Source organism: Pseudomonas sp. SD17-1 (assembly GCF_029201585.1).
Taxonomy (GTDB): domain Bacteria; phylum Pseudomonadota; class Gammaproteobacteria; order Pseudomonadales; family Pseudomonadaceae; genus Aquipseudomonas; species Aquipseudomonas palmensis.
Genome location: NZ_CP104044.1, coordinates 2,841,066 through 2,858,583 on the forward strand (window position 1 = coordinate 2,841,066; position 17,518 = coordinate 2,858,583).

Genomic DNA, 17,518 nt, shown 5'->3' on the forward strand with positions numbered 1-17,518 from the left:
CCTCGACTAGGCCGGCACGCTCGTGCGCGCCGGCGGGGTTTTGTTAGGCGACCGCGGGTACGGTCGTCCTGCTCTACGGCAGTAAAAGGTGCAACGTTGGCCGGCTCGTATGCCGATCTGTGTGTTATGTCTCGCTCAAAAACGCCGCCAGACGCTCCATCAACCGGTCACAACCAGCCAGCTGTTCGACGCTGACGTATTCGTCCGGCTTGTGTCCCTGGTCCATGCTGCCCGGCCCGCAGACCACCGCCGGTATCCCGGCCTGGTCGAACAGCCCGCCTTCGGTGCCAAAGGCCACCGTGCTGAAGGCATCGCTGCCGCACAGCCGGGCAATCAGCTGCGCCGCCGCGCTGTCCGGTGGCGTGGCAAGCCCCGGGTAGCTCGACAGTGCTTCGAAACGAATGCCGCTGTCGGCATTGACCGCCTGCATCGCCGGCACTACTTCACGCGCGGCAAACGCCTGCAATTCATCGGCCACCGCTTGCGGGGCGAACGCCGGCAGCGCCCGCACCTCGAAATCGAAACGGCAATCGGCCGGCACGATGTTCAGCGCCGTGCCGCCCTGGATCGTGCCCACCTGCACGGTCGAAAATGCCGGGTCAAATCGTTCGTCGTGAAGCTCCGGCGCCGCCAGGCGCGTACCGATTGCGCCCAGCTGGCCGATCAGCCGCGCCGCCTGCTCGATGGCGTTGACGCCATAGGGCGCGTAGGCCGAATGACAGGCCGCGCCGTGCACATGGCAGCGCATGGCCAGCTTGCCCTTGTGCCCGAGCACCGGCTTGAGTTCGGTGGGTTCGCCGATCAGGCACAGCGCCGGCATCGGGATACGCCGTGGCAACACCTCGAGCAGGCTGCGTACCCCCAGGCAACCCACCTCTTCGTCATACGAAAACGCCAGGTGTACCGGGCGGCGCAACGGGCTTGCCAGAAACAGCGGCACCGCCGCCAGCACCGAGGCCAGGTAGCCTTTCATGTCGGCAGTGCCCCGGCCGTACAGCTTGCCGTCCTGCTCGCTCAGGTCGAACGGCGGCACCGTCCAGGCCTGGCCGTCCACCGGCACCACATCGGTGTGTCCGGACAGCACCACGCCGCCCTCCACCCCCGGGCCGATGCTGGCCAGCAGGTTGGCCTTGGTGCGTTCGGCGTTGTAGATCAGCTCGCAGTCCACCCCCAGATCGTCCAGGTAATCGCGCACGAACTCGATCAGCGCCAGGTTCGAATCCCGGCTCACCGTGGCAAAGCCGACCAGCTGCGCCAGCAGGGTGCGGCTGCGCCATTCACTCATCGCCGGGCACTCCGTAGCTGGGCGCCTGCGTCGGGTCCAGGGCGCGGGTCAGGTAGTCCTGCAACTGGGGTTCATAGGCGGTCCACAGTTTGTGCAGTTCGCCGATGGGATTCTCGTCGGCCCAGTCCACCCGCAGGTCGACGATCGGCCAGGTCAGGTCGCCGACCACCGACAGTGCCGCCGAGTGCACCGCCCCGGCCTCGCCGCCTGCGGCCTGCCCCGCCTGCAATGCCGTGAGCAACCGGGCGGCCAGGCAGCCCTCGCTGCGCTCGAAGGCCTCGACCATGCGTTCGATCACCGCGCTGCTGGCCAGCAGGTTGCCGGCGGCCACGCATTGATCGCCTGCCACTGCATTGTGGGTGCCCAGTGCGTGGCTGCCACTGAAGAGTGCGGTGCGCCCCTGGGCATCCACCACCGCTACCTGACGGTACTGGCCATAGCCATTGCTCGACAGCGCCTGGTCCAGGGCCGTGGCGGGGGCCAGCCCGTCGGCCAGGCCATCGAGTATCTGCGGGCCCAGCGCCGGCAACGTGATGTTCTGGCTCGACACCGCGCCCACGCCGGCGCGCAGCCAGGGGCAACGCGCCCCCACGGCGATGCTCGACGAGCTGATGGCGATACCCAGCTGACCGGTTTCGGCGCAGCGTCCGACGATAGAAAAAGTCATGTGCCGCTCCTTATTCGGGGATCACCGCGATCACGTCGATTTCCATCAGCCACTGCGGTTGGCCCAGGGCACTGACCACCAGCCCGGTGGAAATCGGAAACACGCCCTTGAGCCATTTGCCGACCTCCTGGTACACCGGCTCGCGGTAGCGCGGGTCGATCAGGTAGGTGGTGGTCTTGACGATGTGGCTCAGGTCGCTGCCGGCTTCTTCGAGCAGTTGCTTGACGTTGCGCATGGCCTGTTCGGCCTGGGCCCGCGGGTCGCCAAGGCCGACGAGTTGGCCGTCGAAATCGGTGCCCACCTGGCCACGCACGTAGACCGTGTTGCCGGCACGCACGGCCTGGCACAGATCGTTGTCCAGGGTCTGGTTGGGGTAGGTATCCTTGGTGTTGAACATGCGGATGCGGGTATGGGTAGGCATCAACGTACTCCCAGTTTCTGGACGTTGGAATCACAGTGGGCGGCAGCCTCGCGTTGCGCGGCGTCGCGGTAGTCGAAATAGGTGCGCTGTTTCACGATGTGCTCGGCGATGTGCCGGGCGTCGTGCCACACGCCCCAGATAAAGGCGGAGCCACGGCGCGACAGCCACGGCAGGCCGACGAAATAGATCCCCGGTTCGCGGGACACACCGCGCTGATGCTGTGGCTTGCCGTCGGGCTTGAAGGCATCGACCTTCAGCCAGCTGTAGTCGGTCGAGTAGCCGGTGGCCCAGATGATCGAGCTGACACCGGCCTTGGCCAGGTCCAGCTCAAGAATCGGCTGGGTCAGGCACTGCGGGTCGGGCAGCATGTGGCGTGCTTCGGGTTCTTCGGGCAGGTCCAGGCCGTTGCGTGCAATGTAGTCGTCGGCGGCATCGAGCAGCGCCAGGTAGTTCTCGTCGCCGCGGGCGATGTTCTCGGCCAGGTTGGCCTCGAAGCTGACCACACCTTGATCGAATGCGCGGGTCAGGCCCACCAGCGTGATGCCCTGGTGGGCCAGCTTGCGAAAGTCCACGGTATGTCCGCCACGGGCACCGCTGACCGCGATGGTCACGTGCTCCTTGCCGGGCTGCACGCCTTCGGCGTCCCACAGGCCGAGCACCCCCAGCCACCAGCAGAAGTCGCGATTGCGGTAGGCGCGTGGCGGGCGATCGTGCGCGCCCACCGACAGGTACACCTGCTTGCCGGCGCGCTGCAGTTCATCGGCGATCTGCACACCCGAGGAGCCCGCGCCCACCACCAGCACCGCGCCTTCGGGCAATTGCCGGGGGTTGTGGTAGTCGGCCGAATGCAGCTGGGTAATGCCGGGAAGCTGCGGAGCGATGGGCGGGATCACCGGGCGCTGGAACGGCCCGGTGGCCACCACCACCTGGTTGGCCTCGATCAGGCCCATGGAGGTCTGCACCGTAAAGCCCGAGCGACCTTCGTTGCGTTCGACCTTGAGCACTTCGACACCGGTACGAATGGGCGCGTCGATCTTCTTGGCATAGGTCTCGAAGTAGGCCGCCACCTGATCCTTGCCGGCGAAGGCGTCGGCATCCAGGCCTTCGAATTCCAGGCCCGGGAAGCGGTCGTGCCAGGCCGGGCCGTTGGCCACCAGCGAGTCCCAGCGACCGGTGCGCCAGGCTTCGGCGATGCGGTTGCGTTCCAGCACCAGGTGCTGCACCCCGAGGCGGCCCAGGTGCTCACTCATGGCCACGCCGGCCTGACCGGCGCCTACTACAAGCGTATCAATTCGGGTTTTTTCAACGGTCATGGCTGTGCGCTTCTGCATGAGGGGGTTGCCCGCATTCTGTGCGCCGCCGGGTATTAGCGAAATTATGATTTATGTCGCCACTGGCAAGGAAAAAGCGTGCCCCCGTATTGCCCATGCCGGGGGCGCTTGCACAACCCTGGTGCTTTGCACAGACTGCGTGGGTTCCCATTGCAGAGCGTGCCCGATGTCCTTTTCCATTCGCCTGGCGACCCCTACCGATGCTCCCCTGCTGCCTGACATAGAGCGCTCTGCGGCCCAGGCCTTTGTGCAAGTGCCGGCACTGGCGTGGATTGCCGAGCACACGGTGCTCAGCAGCGTCGAGCACCTGGAGTTCGTGGCTGCCGGGCTCGAGTGGGTGGTGGTGGATGGGCGGGACCGCCCAATTGGGTTCGTGTGTGCCAGCGCGTTCGATGAGTCGCTGCACATAGAAGAGCTGGCGGTGGATCATGCGCAGCAAGGCCAGGGCCTGGGTCGGCGATTGATTGCGGCCGTGCGCGCGCATGCCGAGGCCCAGGGCTTCGCGGCCCTGACCCTCACCACCTTTGTGGCGGTGCCGTGGAATGCACCGTTTTATGCACGGTTGGGTTTCGAGAGACTGGAAGAGGCGTCGTTAAGCGGTATGTTGCGCCGGCAGATGGCGTACGAGGCTTCGCGAGGGTTGCAGGGGCGGTGTGCGATGCGCTTGTCATTGCGCGACTAGCTGGCGCCCCAAGACGCCGGCAAGGCCGGCTCCTAGATTCGCTACAACGCACCCTGCCCTGTCAGGGGTGAGTCGGCAGCCCTGTCTGCTCGGCTTCAGCTTGGTCTGAGGCTTGCTCCTTTGCCTTCAAGGCCTCCAGCTCTGCATCGCGCTGCTCGACCTGCGCCTGCAATTGCTCGATCACCTGCTGTTGCTGGCGTTGTTCACCCGCCCCCTGCTCCACCTGCTGCCCCAGCACCTGGTTCTGCCGCAGCAGCTCCTCCCGCGCACCCAACGACTGCGCCAGGCTGGCCATCAAGGTCTTGATCTCCTGTGCCTGTTGCGCCTGCTGGTCCTGCAGCGCCTGCCGCTCACGCTGCACCTGCCGCGCCTCCACCAGCAAGCGCTCGTTGTCGCGGTTGAGCCGCGTCAGTTCGTCCTGCTTGACGATCAGGCTCTGCTGCAACTGACGCACCTCGACCTGCAACTGCTGTACCTGCGCCTCATGCCGGCGCTGATCCTGCTCGCGCTGCTCACGGGTGGCGGTGCGGTAATGCTCCAGCGCATCGCGGGCATGCTGGTGCTTGTCTTCCAGCGACTGGATCTGCTCGTCCTTGTCGTTCAGGCGCAGGTTCAACTCACCTACCGCCTGATTCAAGGTGGCATTGCGCGTCTGCTCGGTCTGCAGGGTACTGCGGGTCGTGGCCAGCTGCGCCGACTCACCCGCCAGCGCCTCGGCCTGAATCTGGTGTTGCTGCTGCAGGGTCGCCAGCGCCTGCTGGATCGCCTGCAGTTCGCCCTGCAAGGCCGCCTTTTCATGGTCGAACACGTTCTGCGCCGCTTCGATACGTGCGTCGCCCTCCTCCACCAGTTGCTGGGCCAACTGACTGACCAGGTTGGCCAGGGCTTCGCTCATGCCCGGCTTGTCCGCCGCCAGTGTCGGTTGCTGCGCGTCCAGCTCCTTGAGGTAGCGGTGAATCGTGGTCTTGGACCCGGTGTTGCCCAGCTCGATGCGTACGGCATCGATACTGGGGTGTTCGCCACGGGCCAATAGCGCCTGACGCGCCTTCTGCACGATTGCCTTGTTGATACCGCCACGGGCCATGGGTGCTCCTACTATTTCGTAATGTGGTACGTACTATGTAGATACATACTAAATGAAATTGAAAAAATGCCTATAGAAATCAGAATAAAAGATGAAATAATCACGGCTTATCACATGTGATAGGCAAAAAACGCCCGGTTTCAGTAGCTCAGCCGTACACCGATGGAGAACCTGCCGATGAACAAGCTCGATCGCTACCTGGACGCAGCCGTAAGGGACAACACGCGGCGCAGCTACCGCGCGGCCGTGGAGCATTTCGAGGTGAGCTGGGGTGGCTTTCTACCGGCCACGGCCGACAGCATCGCGCGCTACCTGGCCGATTACGCCGAGCAGCACTCGATCAACACCTTGCGCCAGCGCCTGGCTGCGCTGGGCCAGTGGCACACCAGCCAGGGCTTTCCCGACCCCACCAAGGCGCCGCTGGTGCGCCAGATGCTCAAGGGCATACGCGCGGTGCACCCGGCGCAGGAGCGCCAGGCAGCCGCCCTGACCCTGGAACACCTGCAGCGCACGGTCGACGCACTGCACACCAAGGCCGCACAGGCGCAACAGGCGCACTGCCTGCCCGAGCTGCTGCGCGCACGGCGCGATGTCGCCCTGCTGCTGATCGGGTTCTGGCGAGGGTTCAGGGGCGATGAACTGGCGCGCCTGCGCGTTGAGCACATTCAGGCCCAGGCGGGCGTGGGCATGCAGCTGTACCTGGCGCAAAGCAAAGGGGACCGGCAGGGCCGCGGAGTCAGTCATCGCACCCCTGCCCTGAAGAGCCTGTGTCCGGTACAGGCCTACATCGACTGGATCAGCGTGGCGGGCATCGCCCGCGGGCCGGTGTTTCGCAAGCTCGATCGCTGGGGCAACCTGGGCGAGCAGGCGCTCAACAGTGGCAGCCTGATCGTGCTGCTGAGGCGGATTTTTGCAGATGCCGGGCTACCCGCCAGCCTCTACAGCAGCCACTCGCTGCGTCGTGGCTTTGCCACCTGGGCCAGTGGCAATGGCTGGGACATGAAAGCGCTGATGGCCCACGTGGGCTGGCGCGACGTGAAATCGGCGCTGCGCTACGTGGATGCGTCGGTGTCGTTCGGGGAGCTGGAAGTGTTGCCGGCCAGAAGGGACGTGCTGACAGCCGACCGAGCGTCGCGGTGAGGGCCACCCGGCGCTCACCGTCACACCCCTCTCACAGCTTCGCGATCGACACCTCGGTCGACTTCACGAACGCGATCACCTCGCTGCCAATCCTCAGTTCCAGCTCATGCACCGACCGCGTGGTGATCACCGAGGTGACGATGCCGGCCTGGGTCTGCACGTCGATTTCCGAGACCACCGGCCCCTCGATGATCTCCTTGATGGTGCCCTTGAACTGGTTACGTACGTTGATCGCCTTGATGGTCATGGTGTGGCTCCTTAGCAGTTGGGAGCACCGTCGTTGCAGTGCGTGAATGCAGAGTGCACCGCAAAGATAAAAATCAAAAAGAATAAATAACGACAAATATAGATCCGTATGGAATATGAAAAGCTGTATATCAACATTCCTAAACGTTATTTATTTAAGGTTTTTTAGATCATTTAGCATCGACAGGGCCCGGCCTTGAGGCCCGAACCTTTTTGCACAGGTAACCCGCGTGAGCGCCACGTTGCATACCCCTCGATCGACCCCGCTGCAGATTGCCCGCGACCTGGCCCAGACATTCAGCCGCAGCGTGGTAGAGCGCGACCGCAAGGGCGGCACGCCCAAGGCCGAACGCGATGCCCTGCGTGCCAGCGGCCTGCTGGCCCTGAGCATCCCCCGCGAGTTCGGCGGGCTGAACGCCACCTGGAGCCAGACCTTCGATGTGGTGCGCGAATTCGCCCGGGTCGACAGCTCGATTGCCCATGTGTTCGGCTTTCACCACCTGATGCTGGCCACCGTGCGTCTGTTCGGCGCACCTTCGCAATGGCAGCCCTGGTACGAGCTGACGGCGCGCAAGAACTGGTTCTGGGGCAATGCCCTCAACCCCCTCGACACCCGCACCATCGTCAAGCACCACGGCAGCTGGCGTGAATTCTCCGGCAAGAAGAGCTTCTGCTCGGGCGCCAGCGATTCACAAATGCTGATTGCCTCGGCCGTGGACGAGGCTGCCGGGGGCAAGCTGCTGATTGCCGCGATACCCAGCGGTCGCACCGGCATCACCCTGCACGACGACTGGCACAACATGGGCCAGCGCCAGACCGACAGCGGCAGCGCCACCTTCGAACGGGTGCGCGTGGAAGAAGGCGACCTGCTGCTCGACCCCGGCCCGCTGAGCACGCCGTTCGCCTGCCTGCGGCCGCTGATCGCCCAGCTGCATTTCGCCAACATCTGCCTGGGCATCGCCGAAGGCGCCTTCGAAGAAGCGCGCCAGTACACCCTCAACGAGACCCGGCCCTGGTTCAAGTCCACAGCCCTTGATAGCCGCGACGATCCTTATGTACTGGGCCACTTCGGCGACTTCTGGGTACGCCTGCAAGGCGCCCGGCTGCTGCTCGACAACGCCGCCGGCGAACTCGACCGGGCCTGGGCCAAGGGCGCCGCGCTCGGCGCAGACCAGCGCGGCCGCGTGGCGGTGGCCATCGCCACCGCCAAGGTGGCGGCCAGCCGCGACGGCCTGGAGCTGTGCAGCAAGGTCTTCGAGGTCACCGGCGCCCGCGCCACGCAGGCCTCGGTGGGGCTCGACCGGCACTGGCGCAACCTGCGCACCCAGAGCCTGCACGACCCGCTGGATTACAAACTCCACGAACTGGGCGACTGGGCCTTGAACCAGCGCCTGCCGATTCCGACGTTCTATTCATAGTGTGACTGCCATGCAATTGTTGACCCTACCGCCCTCGCCCGCGTTGGCCACCTCGATCCGCGCCACCGCGCAGGTGTTCGAAGACCCCAAGTCACGTGCGCTGCTGGCGCATCTGCAACAGGTGGCGCCCAGCGAAGCCAGCGTGCTGATCATCGGCGAGACCGGTACCGGCAAAGAGCTGGTGGCGCGCCACATTCACAACCTCAGCGGGCGACGTGACAAGCCGTTCGTGGCCGTCAACTGCGGCGCGTTTTCCGAATCGCTGGTCGAGGCCGAGCTGTTCGGCCACGAGAAAGGCGCCTTCACCGGCGCCCTGGCGGCCAAGGCCGGCTGGTTCGAAGAGGCCAACGGCGGCACCCTGTTCCTCGACGAGATCGGCGACCTGCCGATGCCGATCCAGGTCAAGCTGCTGCGCGTGCTGCAGGAGCGCGAAGTGGTGCGCCTGGGCTCGCGCAAGAGCATTCCCATCGATGTGCGGGTACTGGCCGCCACCAACGTGCAGCTGGAAAAGGCGATCAATGCCGGGCACTTTCGCGAAGACCTCTATTACCGTCTGGACGTGGTCAGCCTGGAGCTGGTGCCGCTGCGCGAACGCCCCGGCGACATCCTGCCGCTGACCCGCCACTTCATCGATGCCTACAGCCAGCGCCTGGGCTACGGCCAGGTGCGCCTGAGCGCCCAGGCCGAGCACAAGCTGCGCACCTACGGCTGGCCGGGCAACATCCGCGAGCTGGAAAACGTCATCCACCACACCCTGCTGATCTGCCGCGACGGCCTGATCGAGCACGACGACCTGCGCCTGTCGAACATGCGCATCGAACGCCAGGACGACAGCCCCAGCCAGGACGACTCGGCCCAGGCGCTGCTCGAAAGGGCCTTCCAGAAACTCTTCGAGGAACAGGCCGGCGCGTTGCACGAACAGGTCGAGGACGCGCTGTTGCGCGCGGCCTACCGCTTCAGCCACTACAATCAGGTGCACACCGCCAACCTGCTGGGCCTGACCCGCAATGTCACGCGTACCCGCCTGATCAAGATCGGCGAACTGGCGGTCAATCGCCGCCGGCCCACCGGCGCCACCCAGGGCGAGCGGGTGCTCAACCTGTCGATCTGATCAGCCACGCGCGGCATACACCGCATTGCCGGCGTCTGCTGCCAGGCGCCGGAACACCAGTGCCGAGGCCATGCACGCCAGCCCGCACAGCAGCATCACCCAGGCCACGTCGCTGGTGACGGGGGTGGCGTGCCCGCGCAGGTTCATCAGCACCCCCAGCAGCGAGGCGGCCAGCCCCACCGACAGGCTCATGCTCAACTGCACCGTCATCGCCGACAGGCTGCTGGCCCGGCTGCTCAGCGCCGCCGGTACATCCGCATAGGTCAGCGCGCCCAGGGTGCTGAACTGCAGCGAACGGATCACTGCGCTGGCGAACAGCATCAGCACGATTACCCAGTACGGCGTATCGCTGGTAAAGCTGGCACAGGCCCCCAGGGTCAGCCCGGTGAGCAGCGCATTGCCGGTGAGCGTGCGACGGATGCCGAAGCGGCGCACCACGCGCACTGCCAGCAGCTTCATCAGAAACGCCCCCGCGCCACCCGCCAGGGTCAGCAGCCCCGCATGCAGCGGGCTCAGGCCAAAGCACAGCTGAAACATCAGCACCAGCAGGAACGGGCCAGACGAGGTGCCCAGGCGCAGCAGGTTGCCGCCCCAGAAGCTGATGCGGTAGCTGGGAATGCGCAGCAGCGACAAGTCCAGCAGCGGTTCGGCGCAGCGCCGTGCATGGCGGATGTACCACGCGCCGCACAGCAGCCCCGCCGCGATCATCACCGCCACCCACGCTCGCGGCAGCAGGCCGTGGCCCAGCGCCTCGAAACCGAACACCAGCGCCCCCAGCGCGGTGCCGCTGAGCAGCAGCCCGCGCACATCCAGCGCCCGCGCACGAACCCCGGGATAATGCGGTACATGGCGCAGCACCAGCACGATGCCCACCAGGCCGATGGGCAGGTTGATCAGGAAGATCCAGTGCCACGACACGAACGTCACCATCAGCCCGCCCAGCGGCGGCCCGATCATCGGCCCGATCAGCGCCGGAATGGTCAGGTACGACAGGTTGCGCATCAGGTCTTCGCGCGGCGACCAGCGCAGCAGGATCACCTGCCCCACCGGCACCATCATCGCCCCCGCCGCGCCTTGCAGCATGCGCGCCAGGCACAGCTGCAGCAGCGAGGTGGAGGCCGCGCAGGCCAGCGACGACACGATGAACAGCACGATCGCCACCACGAACAGCCGTCGTGGGCCGAAGCGGTCGGCGGCCCAGCCACTGACCGGCACGCACAGCGCGGCGGCCAGCATGTACAGCGACACCACCAGGTTCATGCGCACGCTCGGCGCGCCGAAGTCGCTGGCCATCTGCGGCAAGGCCGTCATCACCACGGTGGAGTCGATCAGTTCCATGCACAGCGCGCAGCCGATGATCATCGGCACCTTGCGCGAAACCGGCCGCAAGGCCGGCAGGGGTTCGGCCATGGTCACTCAGAACAGCCCCGAGGTCGGCGGCGGCGTGCCCTTGAGGTACCAGGTGCCGACCGCCGAGGCCTTCCAGTGGCGCGGGTTGTGGTTGGCCACCGTACGCGCGTTGCGCCAGTGCCGGTCGAGGTTGTGGCTGCGCCCGGTGGTGGACGCACCGCCCACATCGAACAGCAGCTCGGCGGCCCGCAGCGCCGATTCGGCGGCAATGTACTGGGCCTGCGCCACGTCGATGGCGGCCTGATCCACCGCCTGCGGGTCCAGTTGCAGGGCCCAGGCGCGGTCGATCACCGCTGCAGCCTTGAGCACCACCGCTTCGGCGGTGAAGGCGCGCGCGGCCACTTCGCCCACGCTCAGTTGCACATAGGGGTCGTCCACCGACTGGCTGGCGCTGCTGTGCTTGATCGGTCGCGCATGCTCGCGGGCAAAGCGCACTGCATCCTCCTGGGCATTGCGCGCGATGCCGGCCTCCACGGTGGCGAGGAACAACTGCAGAAACGGGGTGACGATGGTGCGCTTGCCCTCCTCCACGGTGCGCGGACGAATCTCGCTGGCCAGCACCTGCACATCGTTCAGGCGCGTGGTGCCACTGGCGGTCAGGCGCTGGCCCATGGCGTCGAAGTCGTCCACCAGCTCCAGGCCCAGGCGATCGCGCGGCAGCACGAACGACACCGGCCTGTCCTGTTCGTCCAGCGCCACGGCGCTGACCCAGTCGGCGTACAGCGCGCCCGTGCTGTAGTACTTGCTGCCGCTGACGCGAAAGTGCTCGCCATCGGGCACGATGCGTGCGCTGATCGCGCCATTGGCGCCGCCCACCTCCCAGCCTGCGTTGCCCAGCACGGCGCCGTCCAGGTAGCGTGCGAACCAGCGCTGGCGCTCCTGCTCTGCACCGCTGTGGTCGGCGGCCAGCAGCCCTTCGACGAAGGCAAAGCCCGGGCGCAGGGCCTGGGCCACATTGGAGTCCACCGAGGCCACCCGTAGCAGCAGGCCGATCACGTCGCTCACCGAGCCGCCGGGGCCACCGTAGGCGAGCGGGATGCGCACGGTATAGAGCCCTGCGGCGGCCAGCTGGCGTATGGCGTCATACGGCAGCTGGCGCTCACGTTCACGCTCGGCTGCACCGGCCGCAATCTCGGGAAGCAAGGCATCCAGGCGTTGATGCAGGTGCGCAACGCTGGTCAGTGCGTGTTGGGGGGCGTGTTTGGGGACTTCGGACAAATGCGGCATGGGCGCCTCCTTGGGCGTTTGAAAACTCTCAGGCAGATTCGGTAGCGGGTGTTTCGTCGACCTGGCCAGCGGCCTGGCGACTCCACAACCGGTGGTACTGGCCGCGCTGGCGCAGCAGCTGTGCATGGCTGCCGTCCTCGATCAAGCGGCCCTTGTCGAACACCAGGATGCGGTCCAGGTGCGCCACCGTGGACAAGCGGTGCGCGACCACCAGCACGGTCTTGCCGCGCATGATTTCGTCGAGTTTTTCCTGGATGAAACGCTCGGTGAGCGAGTCCAGGCTGGAGGTGGCTTCGTCCATCACCAGGATCGGGGCGTTCTTGAGCAGCACCCGGGCAATCGCGATGCGCTGGCGCTGGCCACCCGACAACTTGACCCCGCGCTCGCCCACCAGCGAGTCATAGCCGTGTTCCATGCTGTCGATGAAGTCGTCGGCGCCGGCGCGGCGGCTGGCATGCACCACGTCCTCGAAGCTGGCCTCCAGGCGCCCGTAGTGGATGTTCTCGCCGATGCTGCGGTGGAACAGACCAGGTTCCTGGGGGATCAGGCCGATCTGCTGGTGCAGCGAATGCTGGGTCACTTCGCGCACATCGCGTCCATCCACCAGCACCTGGCCGCTGTTGACGTCGTACAGGCGCAGCAGCAGGTTGAGCAGGCTCGACTTGCCCGAGCCCGAGGTGCCCACCAGGCCCACGGTCTGCCCCGCCGGGATCACCAGGTTCAGGTGCTGGAAGATCGGCTTGTCGGGCGCATAGCCGAAGCTCACGTCGCGAAACTCGATGTCGCCGCGCACTGGCGGCAGCGCCCGTGCGCCGGGAAGGTCCACCACCTCGTGGGGCCGCACCAGGGTGCGCACGCCGTTGGCGATGTTGCCGGTGGCCTCGAAGAACTCCAGAAAGCGCCGCGACAGGTTGCTCACGTCATTGATGATCAGCAGCGACAGGCTGGTGGCCATGACGAAGGTGGCGATGTCGATGCGCCCCACGTACCACTGCTGCAGCGCAAGCCCCAGCATGCCCAGCTTGAGGGCCACGCCGCCGGCCGACTGGAACCAGCGGATCTTCTCCATGTACCAGAACGAGCGGTAGGCCGCGTCCACCTCGCGGTCAAGGTAGTGCCCCAGGTAGCCGTGCTCGAACGGCTGGCGGGCGAACAGGCGGATGTTGGTGAGGTTGCTCACCGCGACCACCACCTTGCCGTTGCTGGTGCTGCGCGCCGCCGAATACTGCTGTGCCAGCGGGTGGCTGCGCCGCGCCAGGACATAGCAAATGCCAATGAACAGCAGCGACCAGCCGAGCATGAACGCGGCCAGCAGGCCCGAGGCGCTCCACAGCAAGGCGGTGGCCAGGCTCAGGGTCAGCGCCAGGCCGAGCATGTCGAACAGCAGGATGCCCAGGGTCTGGTTGACCCCCAGCGCCACCTCGGCGATGCGGTGCGCCAGCGCCCCGGCGAACTCGCTGCTGACAAAGCGCTGGGAGTGGCGTTGCAGGTAGGCGAACAAGGCATGGGTCACGGTGCGCCGTTGCAGCGGCAGCACCTTGATGTGGCAGGCGGCGGCGCTGCGGGCGCTCAGCAGTTCCAGCACCAGCAGCGTGCCGAACAGGCTCAGGGGCGCCACCAGCCCCGGCAGCGCGGCGTGCACCGAGGCGGCCTCGGTCACCTGCCGGGTGATCAGGCCCAGCGCCCAGGGGATCAGCACCGCGCTGACCACGGCGATGCACTGCAACAGCAGGATGCTTGAGTACCAGACCTTGTAATTGCCGATGCACAGGCGCACGAAGGCCAGCGGCGTGTCCGGCAGGTGGTCGATCTTCCAGTGGTGCAGCCGTCGTCGCGGCGTGTGGCGGGTCGAGAAATGCAGGCTCATGGTTCAGATCGCCAACTTGAGGAATTCGAACGAGGTACGGCGGCGGCTTTCCAGGTGCGGAATGGCCTCCAGCAAGGCCAGGGTGTAGGGATGCTGCGGGTGGTCGAACACGTCGCGCACCGCCCCGCTCTCCACCGCCACGCCGTCCTTCATCACCAGTACCTCGTCGCTGACCTGGTTGATCACCCCCAGGTCGTGGGAGATGAACAGGCACGCCAGGCCCAGGCGCTGCTTGAGGTCGTCGAGCAGTTCGAGGATCTGCGCCTGCACCGACACGTCCAGCGCCGACACCGGCTCGTCGCACACCAGAATCTGCGGCCCGGCGGCCAGCGCACGGGCAATCGCGATGCGCTGGCGCTGCCCGCCCGACAGCTCGATGGGCCGCCGGTCGAGCAGCGCCGCGTCCAGGCGTACCAGGCCCAGCAGTTCTTCGGCTCGCCTGCGCCAGTCGGCGCGCTTGTGCCCGGCCACCTCCAGCGCCTCGAACAGCACGCGCTGCACGTTGTAGCGTGGGTCGAAGGAGCTCAGCGGGTCCTGGAACACCACCTGGATGCTGCGCCGCAACTGACGCTTGTGCGCCTCGGAAAGCTTCAGCCAGGGCTGGCCCTTGATCTGGATATCGCCGCTGTCGGGGGTTTCCAGGCCAAGGATCATGCGCGTCAGGGTGGTCTTGCCCGAGCCCGACTCGCCGACGATGCCCAGGGTCTTGCCGCGGCGCAGTTGCAGCGATACCTGGTTGACCACGGTGCGCAGCTGCCCGTCCGGGCCCTTGAACGCCTTGCTCAGCTGGCGCACCTGCAACAGCGGTGGCTCCTGGGGCGGCGCCACGATGGCCAACGGCGTTCGTGCTGCCCCCGGCGTGCGCCGAAAGTGCACCGCCCGGCCGGCACGCAGCAGAAACTGCGTGTAGGGGTGCTGCGGGTCGTGCAGCACCGCCTCGACGCTGCCCTGCTCGACGATCACGCCGTTGTGCATCACCGCCACGCGGTTGGCCAGGCGCGACACCACCGCCAGGTCGTGGCTCACGATCAGCATCGCGGTGTTCTCGCCGCGCAGCGATTCGAGCAGGCTCAGCACCTGCGCCTGTACCGTGGCGTCCAGCGCGGTGGTCGGCTCGTCGGCAATCAACAGGCGCGGGTTGCAGGCGATGGCCGAGGCGATCAGCGCCCGCTGGCGCAGCCCGCCCGACAGTTGATACGGGTACTGGCGGGCGCGCAGTTCCGGCTGCGGCACGCCGACGGCGCGCAGCAGCTCGATCACCCTGGCCTGGCGCTGCGCGCGGTCGAGCCCGGTATGCAGCTGCAGCGGCTCGGCGATCTCCTTGCCCACCGGGCGCAAGGGGTCCAGCGCGCCCAGGGCATCCTGCATCACGAAGCCGATCTGCGCGCCGCGCACCTGGCGCCAGGTGCGCTCGTCGAACTCGCGCAGGTCGTGCCCGGCAAAGTCCAGGCGGCTGGCCTGCACCTGGGCATGGGCGCCGGTCAGCCCGGCCAGCGTGCGTGAGGTGACACTCTTGCCCGAGCCCGACTCGCCCACCAGCGCCAGGCACTCGCCCTGGTGCAGCTGGAAGCTGATGCCCTTGAGGGTGGGCACGGCCTGGGCGCCAAAGCGCACGTGCAGGTCCTGTACATCGATAAGCGGTGCGCGACTCATGGGCGTTTACCTTCGCTGCGGCGCAGCAGTTCGCGGCCGATCGTACTGATCGAGACCACGGTCAATGTGATTGCCAGGGCGGGCCAGGCCACCAGCCACCAAGCGTTGGCCAGGTAGTTGCGGCCCACGGCGAGCATGCCGCCCCACTCCGGCTCCGGCGGCGGCGCGCCAAAGCCCAGAAAGCTCAGGGCCGCGCCCGAGACGATGTTGCCGCCGATGCCGATGGTGGCCAGGATCAGGATCGGCTTGATCGCATTGGGCAGTACATGGCGCAGGATCACCGCGTGCCGGCCCAGGCCCAGGGTGGTGGCGGCCTCGACATAGCCGGCACCGCGCACCACCAGGGCCTGTGCGCGCACCAGGCGTGCATAGCGCGGCACGCTGGCGATGCCCACGGCGATGATGGTGTTCAACTGGCCCTGGCCGAAGAAGGTGATGATCACCAGGGCCAGCAGCAGGTCGGGGAATGCCAGCAGCACATCCACCCCGCGCATCACCGCACCGTCCAGCCAGCGCGGGCCGAGCCCCGCCGCCAGGCCGAACAGGGTGCCCAGCAGCAGGCCGATGGCGGTGGCCGACAGGCCCAGCACCAGCGACGGGCGCACCGCGTACACCAGCCGGGTGAGGATGTCGCGGCCGTTTTCGTCGGTACCCAGCCAGTACAGGCTGTCGGGGGCACGAAACGCCTGGCGCGCACTGGCCTCCAGCGGGTCGCCCGCCACCAGCCAGTGCGGCTGGATGGCCGCAATCACCAGCAGCAGCACGAACAGCCCGGCCAGCACCAGGCCCGGGCGGATGGCCCAGCGCCGCACCTTGCGCCGCCGGGCCACGAACAGCGGCTCGGCGGCAATCAGGCCGACGCTCGCGCTTTGATTGATGGGCGCCATGGGCACCTCCACAGGCTAGGGGTTGCGGCTCAGGGCGCCGGGTTCGGGGTGTGCGCGTGGATCTGCTCGATGCGCGCCAGGGTCTCGCCGCTCAGTTGCAGCTCAAGCGCGCCGATGTTCTCGCGCAGTTGCGCCAGGCTCGTCTGCCCGGTCAGGGCGCTGCTGACGAACGGCTTGCCGATCACCGCAGCCAGAGCCAGTTGCGCGGGGCTCACGTCCAGCTCGCGGGCCAGTGCCACGTAGGCGGCAATGGCCTGCTGCGCCGACGCACTGTCGTAGCGGTTGAAGGTGCGGTACACCGACGACAGGCGCGAACCTTCAGGCCGTGCGCCGCCCAGGTACTTGCCGGTGAGCGCGCCGAAGGCCAGCGGCGAATAGGCCAGCAGGCCCACCCCTTCGCGGTGGCTGAATTCCGACAGGCCGCCTTCGTACAGGCGGTTGAGCAGGCTGTAGGGGTTCTGGATGCTGACGATGCGCGGCAGCCCCAGCACCTCGGCCTGGCGCAGGAACTGCCCTACCCCCCACGGGGTTTCGTTGGACACGCCGATATGGCGGACCTTGCCCGCCTGCACCTGCTCGGCCAGCACCTGCAGGGTTTCGCCGATGGCAATGGCCTGCGGGTCGTCGACATACGGGTACTCGCGCTGGCCGAAGAAGTTGGTGCTGCGGTCGGGCCAGTGCAGCTGGTACAGGTCCAGGTGGTCGGTCTGCAGGCGCTTGAGGCTGCCGTCCAGCGCGGCGACGATGTTGGCGCGGTCGTGGCGGCTGAGGCCATCGCGGATATGCGTGCCGCTGCCGGGGTTGCGCGTGGGGCCGACGATCTTGCTGGCCAGCACGATATCGCTGCGCCGGCCGGTCCGGGCCAGCCAGGTGCCGATGAAGCGCTCGGTGCTGCCCCAGGTGTCGGCATGGGTCGGGGTCGGGTACATCTCGGCGGTGTCGACCAGGTTGACACCGTGGTCCAGCGCCAGGTCCAGCTGCTGGTGGGCGTCCTGCTCGCTGTTCTGGTGGCCCCAGGTCATGGTGCCCAGGCCGATGACGCTGACCTTGATGTCGCTGTTGCCCAGTGTGCGGTAGTTCATGGGGTGT

16 protein-coding genes are annotated in these 17,518 nt (G+C 66.9%); 4 read left to right on the forward strand and 12 right to left on the reverse strand.

All coding sequences use genetic code 11. The features are described from left to right. Positions 1–124: 124 nt before the first annotated feature. From argE to N0B28_RS12820, 4 genes are read right to left on the reverse strand one after another with little or no spacing between them, the layout of a single operon-like run. The gene (argE, locus tag N0B28_RS12805; protein ID WP_043862779.1) at positions 125–1,285 is read right to left on the reverse strand and encodes an acetylornithine deacetylase; all 1,161 of its coding nucleotides are present in this window, start codon (positions 1,283–1,285) and stop codon (positions 125–127) included. Continuing rightward, complete coding sequence (locus tag N0B28_RS12810) at positions 1,278–1,952, reverse strand: DUF1028 domain-containing protein (RefSeq protein WP_043862778.1); 675 nt, start codon at positions 1,950–1,952, stop codon at positions 1,278–1,280. The genes argE and N0B28_RS12810 overlap by 8 nt, the downstream gene beginning before the upstream one ends. Before the next feature lie 10 nt (positions 1,953–1,962). Continuing rightward, positions 1,963–2,373 (reverse strand): RidA family protein, encoded by a 411-nt coding sequence (locus N0B28_RS12815; RefSeq protein WP_003182257.1) that lies wholly within the window; start codon positions 2,371–2,373, stop codon positions 1,963–1,965. Beyond that, a complete protein-coding gene (locus N0B28_RS12820; RefSeq protein WP_255000942.1) occupies positions 2,373–3,686 on the reverse strand; it encodes an NAD(P)/FAD-dependent oxidoreductase in 1,314 nt (437 codons plus the stop codon). Before N0B28_RS12820 ends, N0B28_RS12815 begins: the two co-directional genes overlap by 1 nt. Before the next feature lie 184 nt (positions 3,687–3,870). On the opposite strand from N0B28_RS12820, the gene N0B28_RS12825 reads away from it, so the two are divergent. After that, complete coding sequence (locus tag N0B28_RS12825; protein WP_058540185.1) at positions 3,871–4,386, forward strand: GNAT family N-acetyltransferase; 516 nt, start codon at positions 3,871–3,873, stop codon at positions 4,384–4,386. A 61-nt stretch (positions 4,387–4,447) separates the two neighbouring features. On the opposite strand, the gene N0B28_RS12830 is transcribed toward N0B28_RS12825, so the two are convergent. Next, positions 4,448–5,470 (reverse strand): DNA-binding protein, encoded by a 1,023-nt coding sequence (locus tag N0B28_RS12830; protein ID WP_116054003.1) that lies wholly within the window; start codon positions 5,468–5,470, stop codon positions 4,448–4,450. A gap of 177 nt (positions 5,471–5,647) precedes the next feature. Between N0B28_RS12830 and N0B28_RS12835 the strand changes: the two genes are divergently transcribed. Beyond that, complete coding sequence (locus N0B28_RS12835; protein WP_275732015.1) at positions 5,648–6,610, forward strand: site-specific integrase; 963 nt, start codon at positions 5,648–5,650, stop codon at positions 6,608–6,610. A gap of 31 nt (positions 6,611–6,641) precedes the next feature. Here N0B28_RS12835 and N0B28_RS12840 read toward each other — a convergent pair whose 3' ends face one another. Further along, positions 6,642–6,857, reverse strand: coding sequence for a TOBE domain-containing protein (locus N0B28_RS12840; RefSeq protein WP_043862773.1), 216 nt, complete (start codon positions 6,855–6,857; stop codon positions 6,642–6,644). A 229-nt stretch (positions 6,858–7,086) separates the two neighbouring features. Here N0B28_RS12840 and N0B28_RS12845 point away from each other — a divergent pair, with 229 nt between their 5' ends. Together N0B28_RS12845 and N0B28_RS12850 are read left to right on the forward strand one after the other, a co-directional pair. Next, positions 7,087–8,274, forward strand: a complete 1,188-nt coding sequence (locus N0B28_RS12845) for an acyl-CoA dehydrogenase family protein (protein WP_043862772.1) — start codon at positions 7,087–7,089, stop codon at positions 8,272–8,274. 10 nt (positions 8,275–8,284) lie between these two features. After that, entirely contained in the window at positions 8,285–9,385 is a 1,101-nt protein-coding gene (locus N0B28_RS12850; RefSeq protein ID WP_043862771.1) for a sigma-54 dependent transcriptional regulator, read from the forward strand. Here N0B28_RS12850 and N0B28_RS12855 read toward each other — a convergent pair whose 3' ends face one another. Genes N0B28_RS12855 through N0B28_RS12880 form a run of 6 tightly spaced genes read right to left on the reverse strand, consistent with a single transcriptional unit; the run spans position 9,386 to position 17,511 of the window. Then, positions 9,386–10,795 (reverse strand): MFS transporter, encoded by a 1,410-nt coding sequence (locus N0B28_RS12855; protein ID WP_238596448.1) that lies wholly within the window; start codon positions 10,793–10,795, stop codon positions 9,386–9,388. Positions 10,796–10,801: 6 nt separating this feature from the next. Further along, complete coding sequence (locus N0B28_RS12860) at positions 10,802–12,022, reverse strand: acyl-CoA dehydrogenase family protein (RefSeq protein ID WP_043862769.1); 1,221 nt, start codon at positions 12,020–12,022, stop codon at positions 10,802–10,804. Between the two features lie 28 nt (positions 12,023–12,050). Next, the gene (locus N0B28_RS12865; RefSeq protein ID WP_275732019.1) at positions 12,051–13,889 is read right to left on the reverse strand and encodes an ABC transporter ATP-binding protein; all 1,839 of its coding nucleotides are present in this window, start codon (positions 13,887–13,889) and stop codon (positions 12,051–12,053) included. Positions 13,890–13,892: 3 nt separating this feature from the next. Next, the gene (locus N0B28_RS12870; RefSeq protein ID WP_275732020.1) at positions 13,893–15,542 is read right to left on the reverse strand and encodes an ABC transporter ATP-binding protein; all 1,650 of its coding nucleotides are present in this window, start codon (positions 15,540–15,542) and stop codon (positions 13,893–13,895) included. Beyond that, positions 15,539–16,429: an ABC transporter permease gene (locus N0B28_RS12875; protein ID WP_063611979.1), complete on the reverse strand. Its 891-nt coding sequence runs from the start codon at positions 16,427–16,429 to the stop codon at positions 15,539–15,541. The genes N0B28_RS12870 and N0B28_RS12875 overlap by 4 nt, the downstream gene beginning before the upstream one ends. 29 nt (positions 16,430–16,458) lie before the next feature. Further along, positions 16,459–17,511, reverse strand: a complete 1,053-nt coding sequence (locus N0B28_RS12880; RefSeq protein ID WP_078480993.1) for an NADP(H)-dependent aldo-keto reductase — start codon at positions 17,509–17,511, stop codon at positions 16,459–16,461. Positions 17,512–17,518: the final 7 nt, after the last annotated feature.

Excerpts from the sequence above, each read along its gene's own strand:
- argE (WP_043862779.1), bottom strand. The coding sequence starts at position 1,285 with ATGAGTGAATGGCGCAGCCGCACCCTGCTGGCGCAGCTGGTCGGCTTT.
- N0B28_RS12810 (WP_043862778.1), bottom strand. The coding sequence starts at position 1,952 with ATGACTTTTTCTATCGTCGGACGCTGCGCCGAAACCGGTCAGCTGGGT.
- N0B28_RS12815 (WP_003182257.1), bottom strand. The coding sequence starts at position 2,373 with ATGCCTACCCATACCCGCATCCGCATGTTCAACACCAAGGATACCTAC.
- N0B28_RS12820 (WP_255000942.1), bottom strand. The coding sequence starts at position 3,686 with ATGACCGTTGAAAAAACCCGAATTGATACGCTTGTAGTAGGCGCCGGT.
- N0B28_RS12825 (WP_058540185.1), top strand. The coding sequence starts at position 3,871 with ATGTCCTTTTCCATTCGCCTGGCGACCCCTACCGATGCTCCCCTGCTG.
- N0B28_RS12830 (WP_116054003.1), bottom strand. The coding sequence starts at position 5,470 with ATGGCCCGTGGCGGTATCAACAAGGCAATCGTGCAGAAGGCGCGTCAG.
- N0B28_RS12835 (WP_275732015.1), top strand. The coding sequence starts at position 5,648 with ATGAACAAGCTCGATCGCTACCTGGACGCAGCCGTAAGGGACAACACG.
- N0B28_RS12840 (WP_043862773.1), bottom strand. The coding sequence starts at position 6,857 with ATGACCATCAAGGCGATCAACGTACGTAACCAGTTCAAGGGCACCATC.
- N0B28_RS12850 (WP_043862771.1), top strand. The coding sequence starts at position 8,285 with ATGCAATTGTTGACCCTACCGCCCTCGCCCGCGTTGGCCACCTCGATC.
- N0B28_RS12855 (WP_238596448.1), bottom strand. The coding sequence starts at position 10,795 with ATGGCCGAACCCCTGCCGGCCTTGCGGCCGGTTTCGCGCAAGGTGCCG.
- N0B28_RS12860 (WP_043862769.1), bottom strand. The coding sequence starts at position 12,022 with ATGCCGCATTTGTCCGAAGTCCCCAAACACGCCCCCCAACACGCACTG.
- N0B28_RS12865 (WP_275732019.1), bottom strand. The coding sequence starts at position 13,889 with ATGAGCCTGCATTTCTCGACCCGCCACACGCCGCGACGACGGCTGCAC.
- N0B28_RS12870 (WP_275732020.1), bottom strand. The coding sequence starts at position 15,542 with ATGAGTCGCGCACCGCTTATCGATGTACAGGACCTGCACGTGCGCTTT.
- N0B28_RS12875 (WP_063611979.1), bottom strand. The coding sequence starts at position 16,429 with ATGGCGCCCATCAATCAAAGCGCGAGCGTCGGCCTGATTGCCGCCGAG.
- N0B28_RS12880 (WP_078480993.1), bottom strand. The coding sequence starts at position 17,511 with ATGAACTACCGCACACTGGGCAACAGCGACATCAAGGTCAGCGTCATC.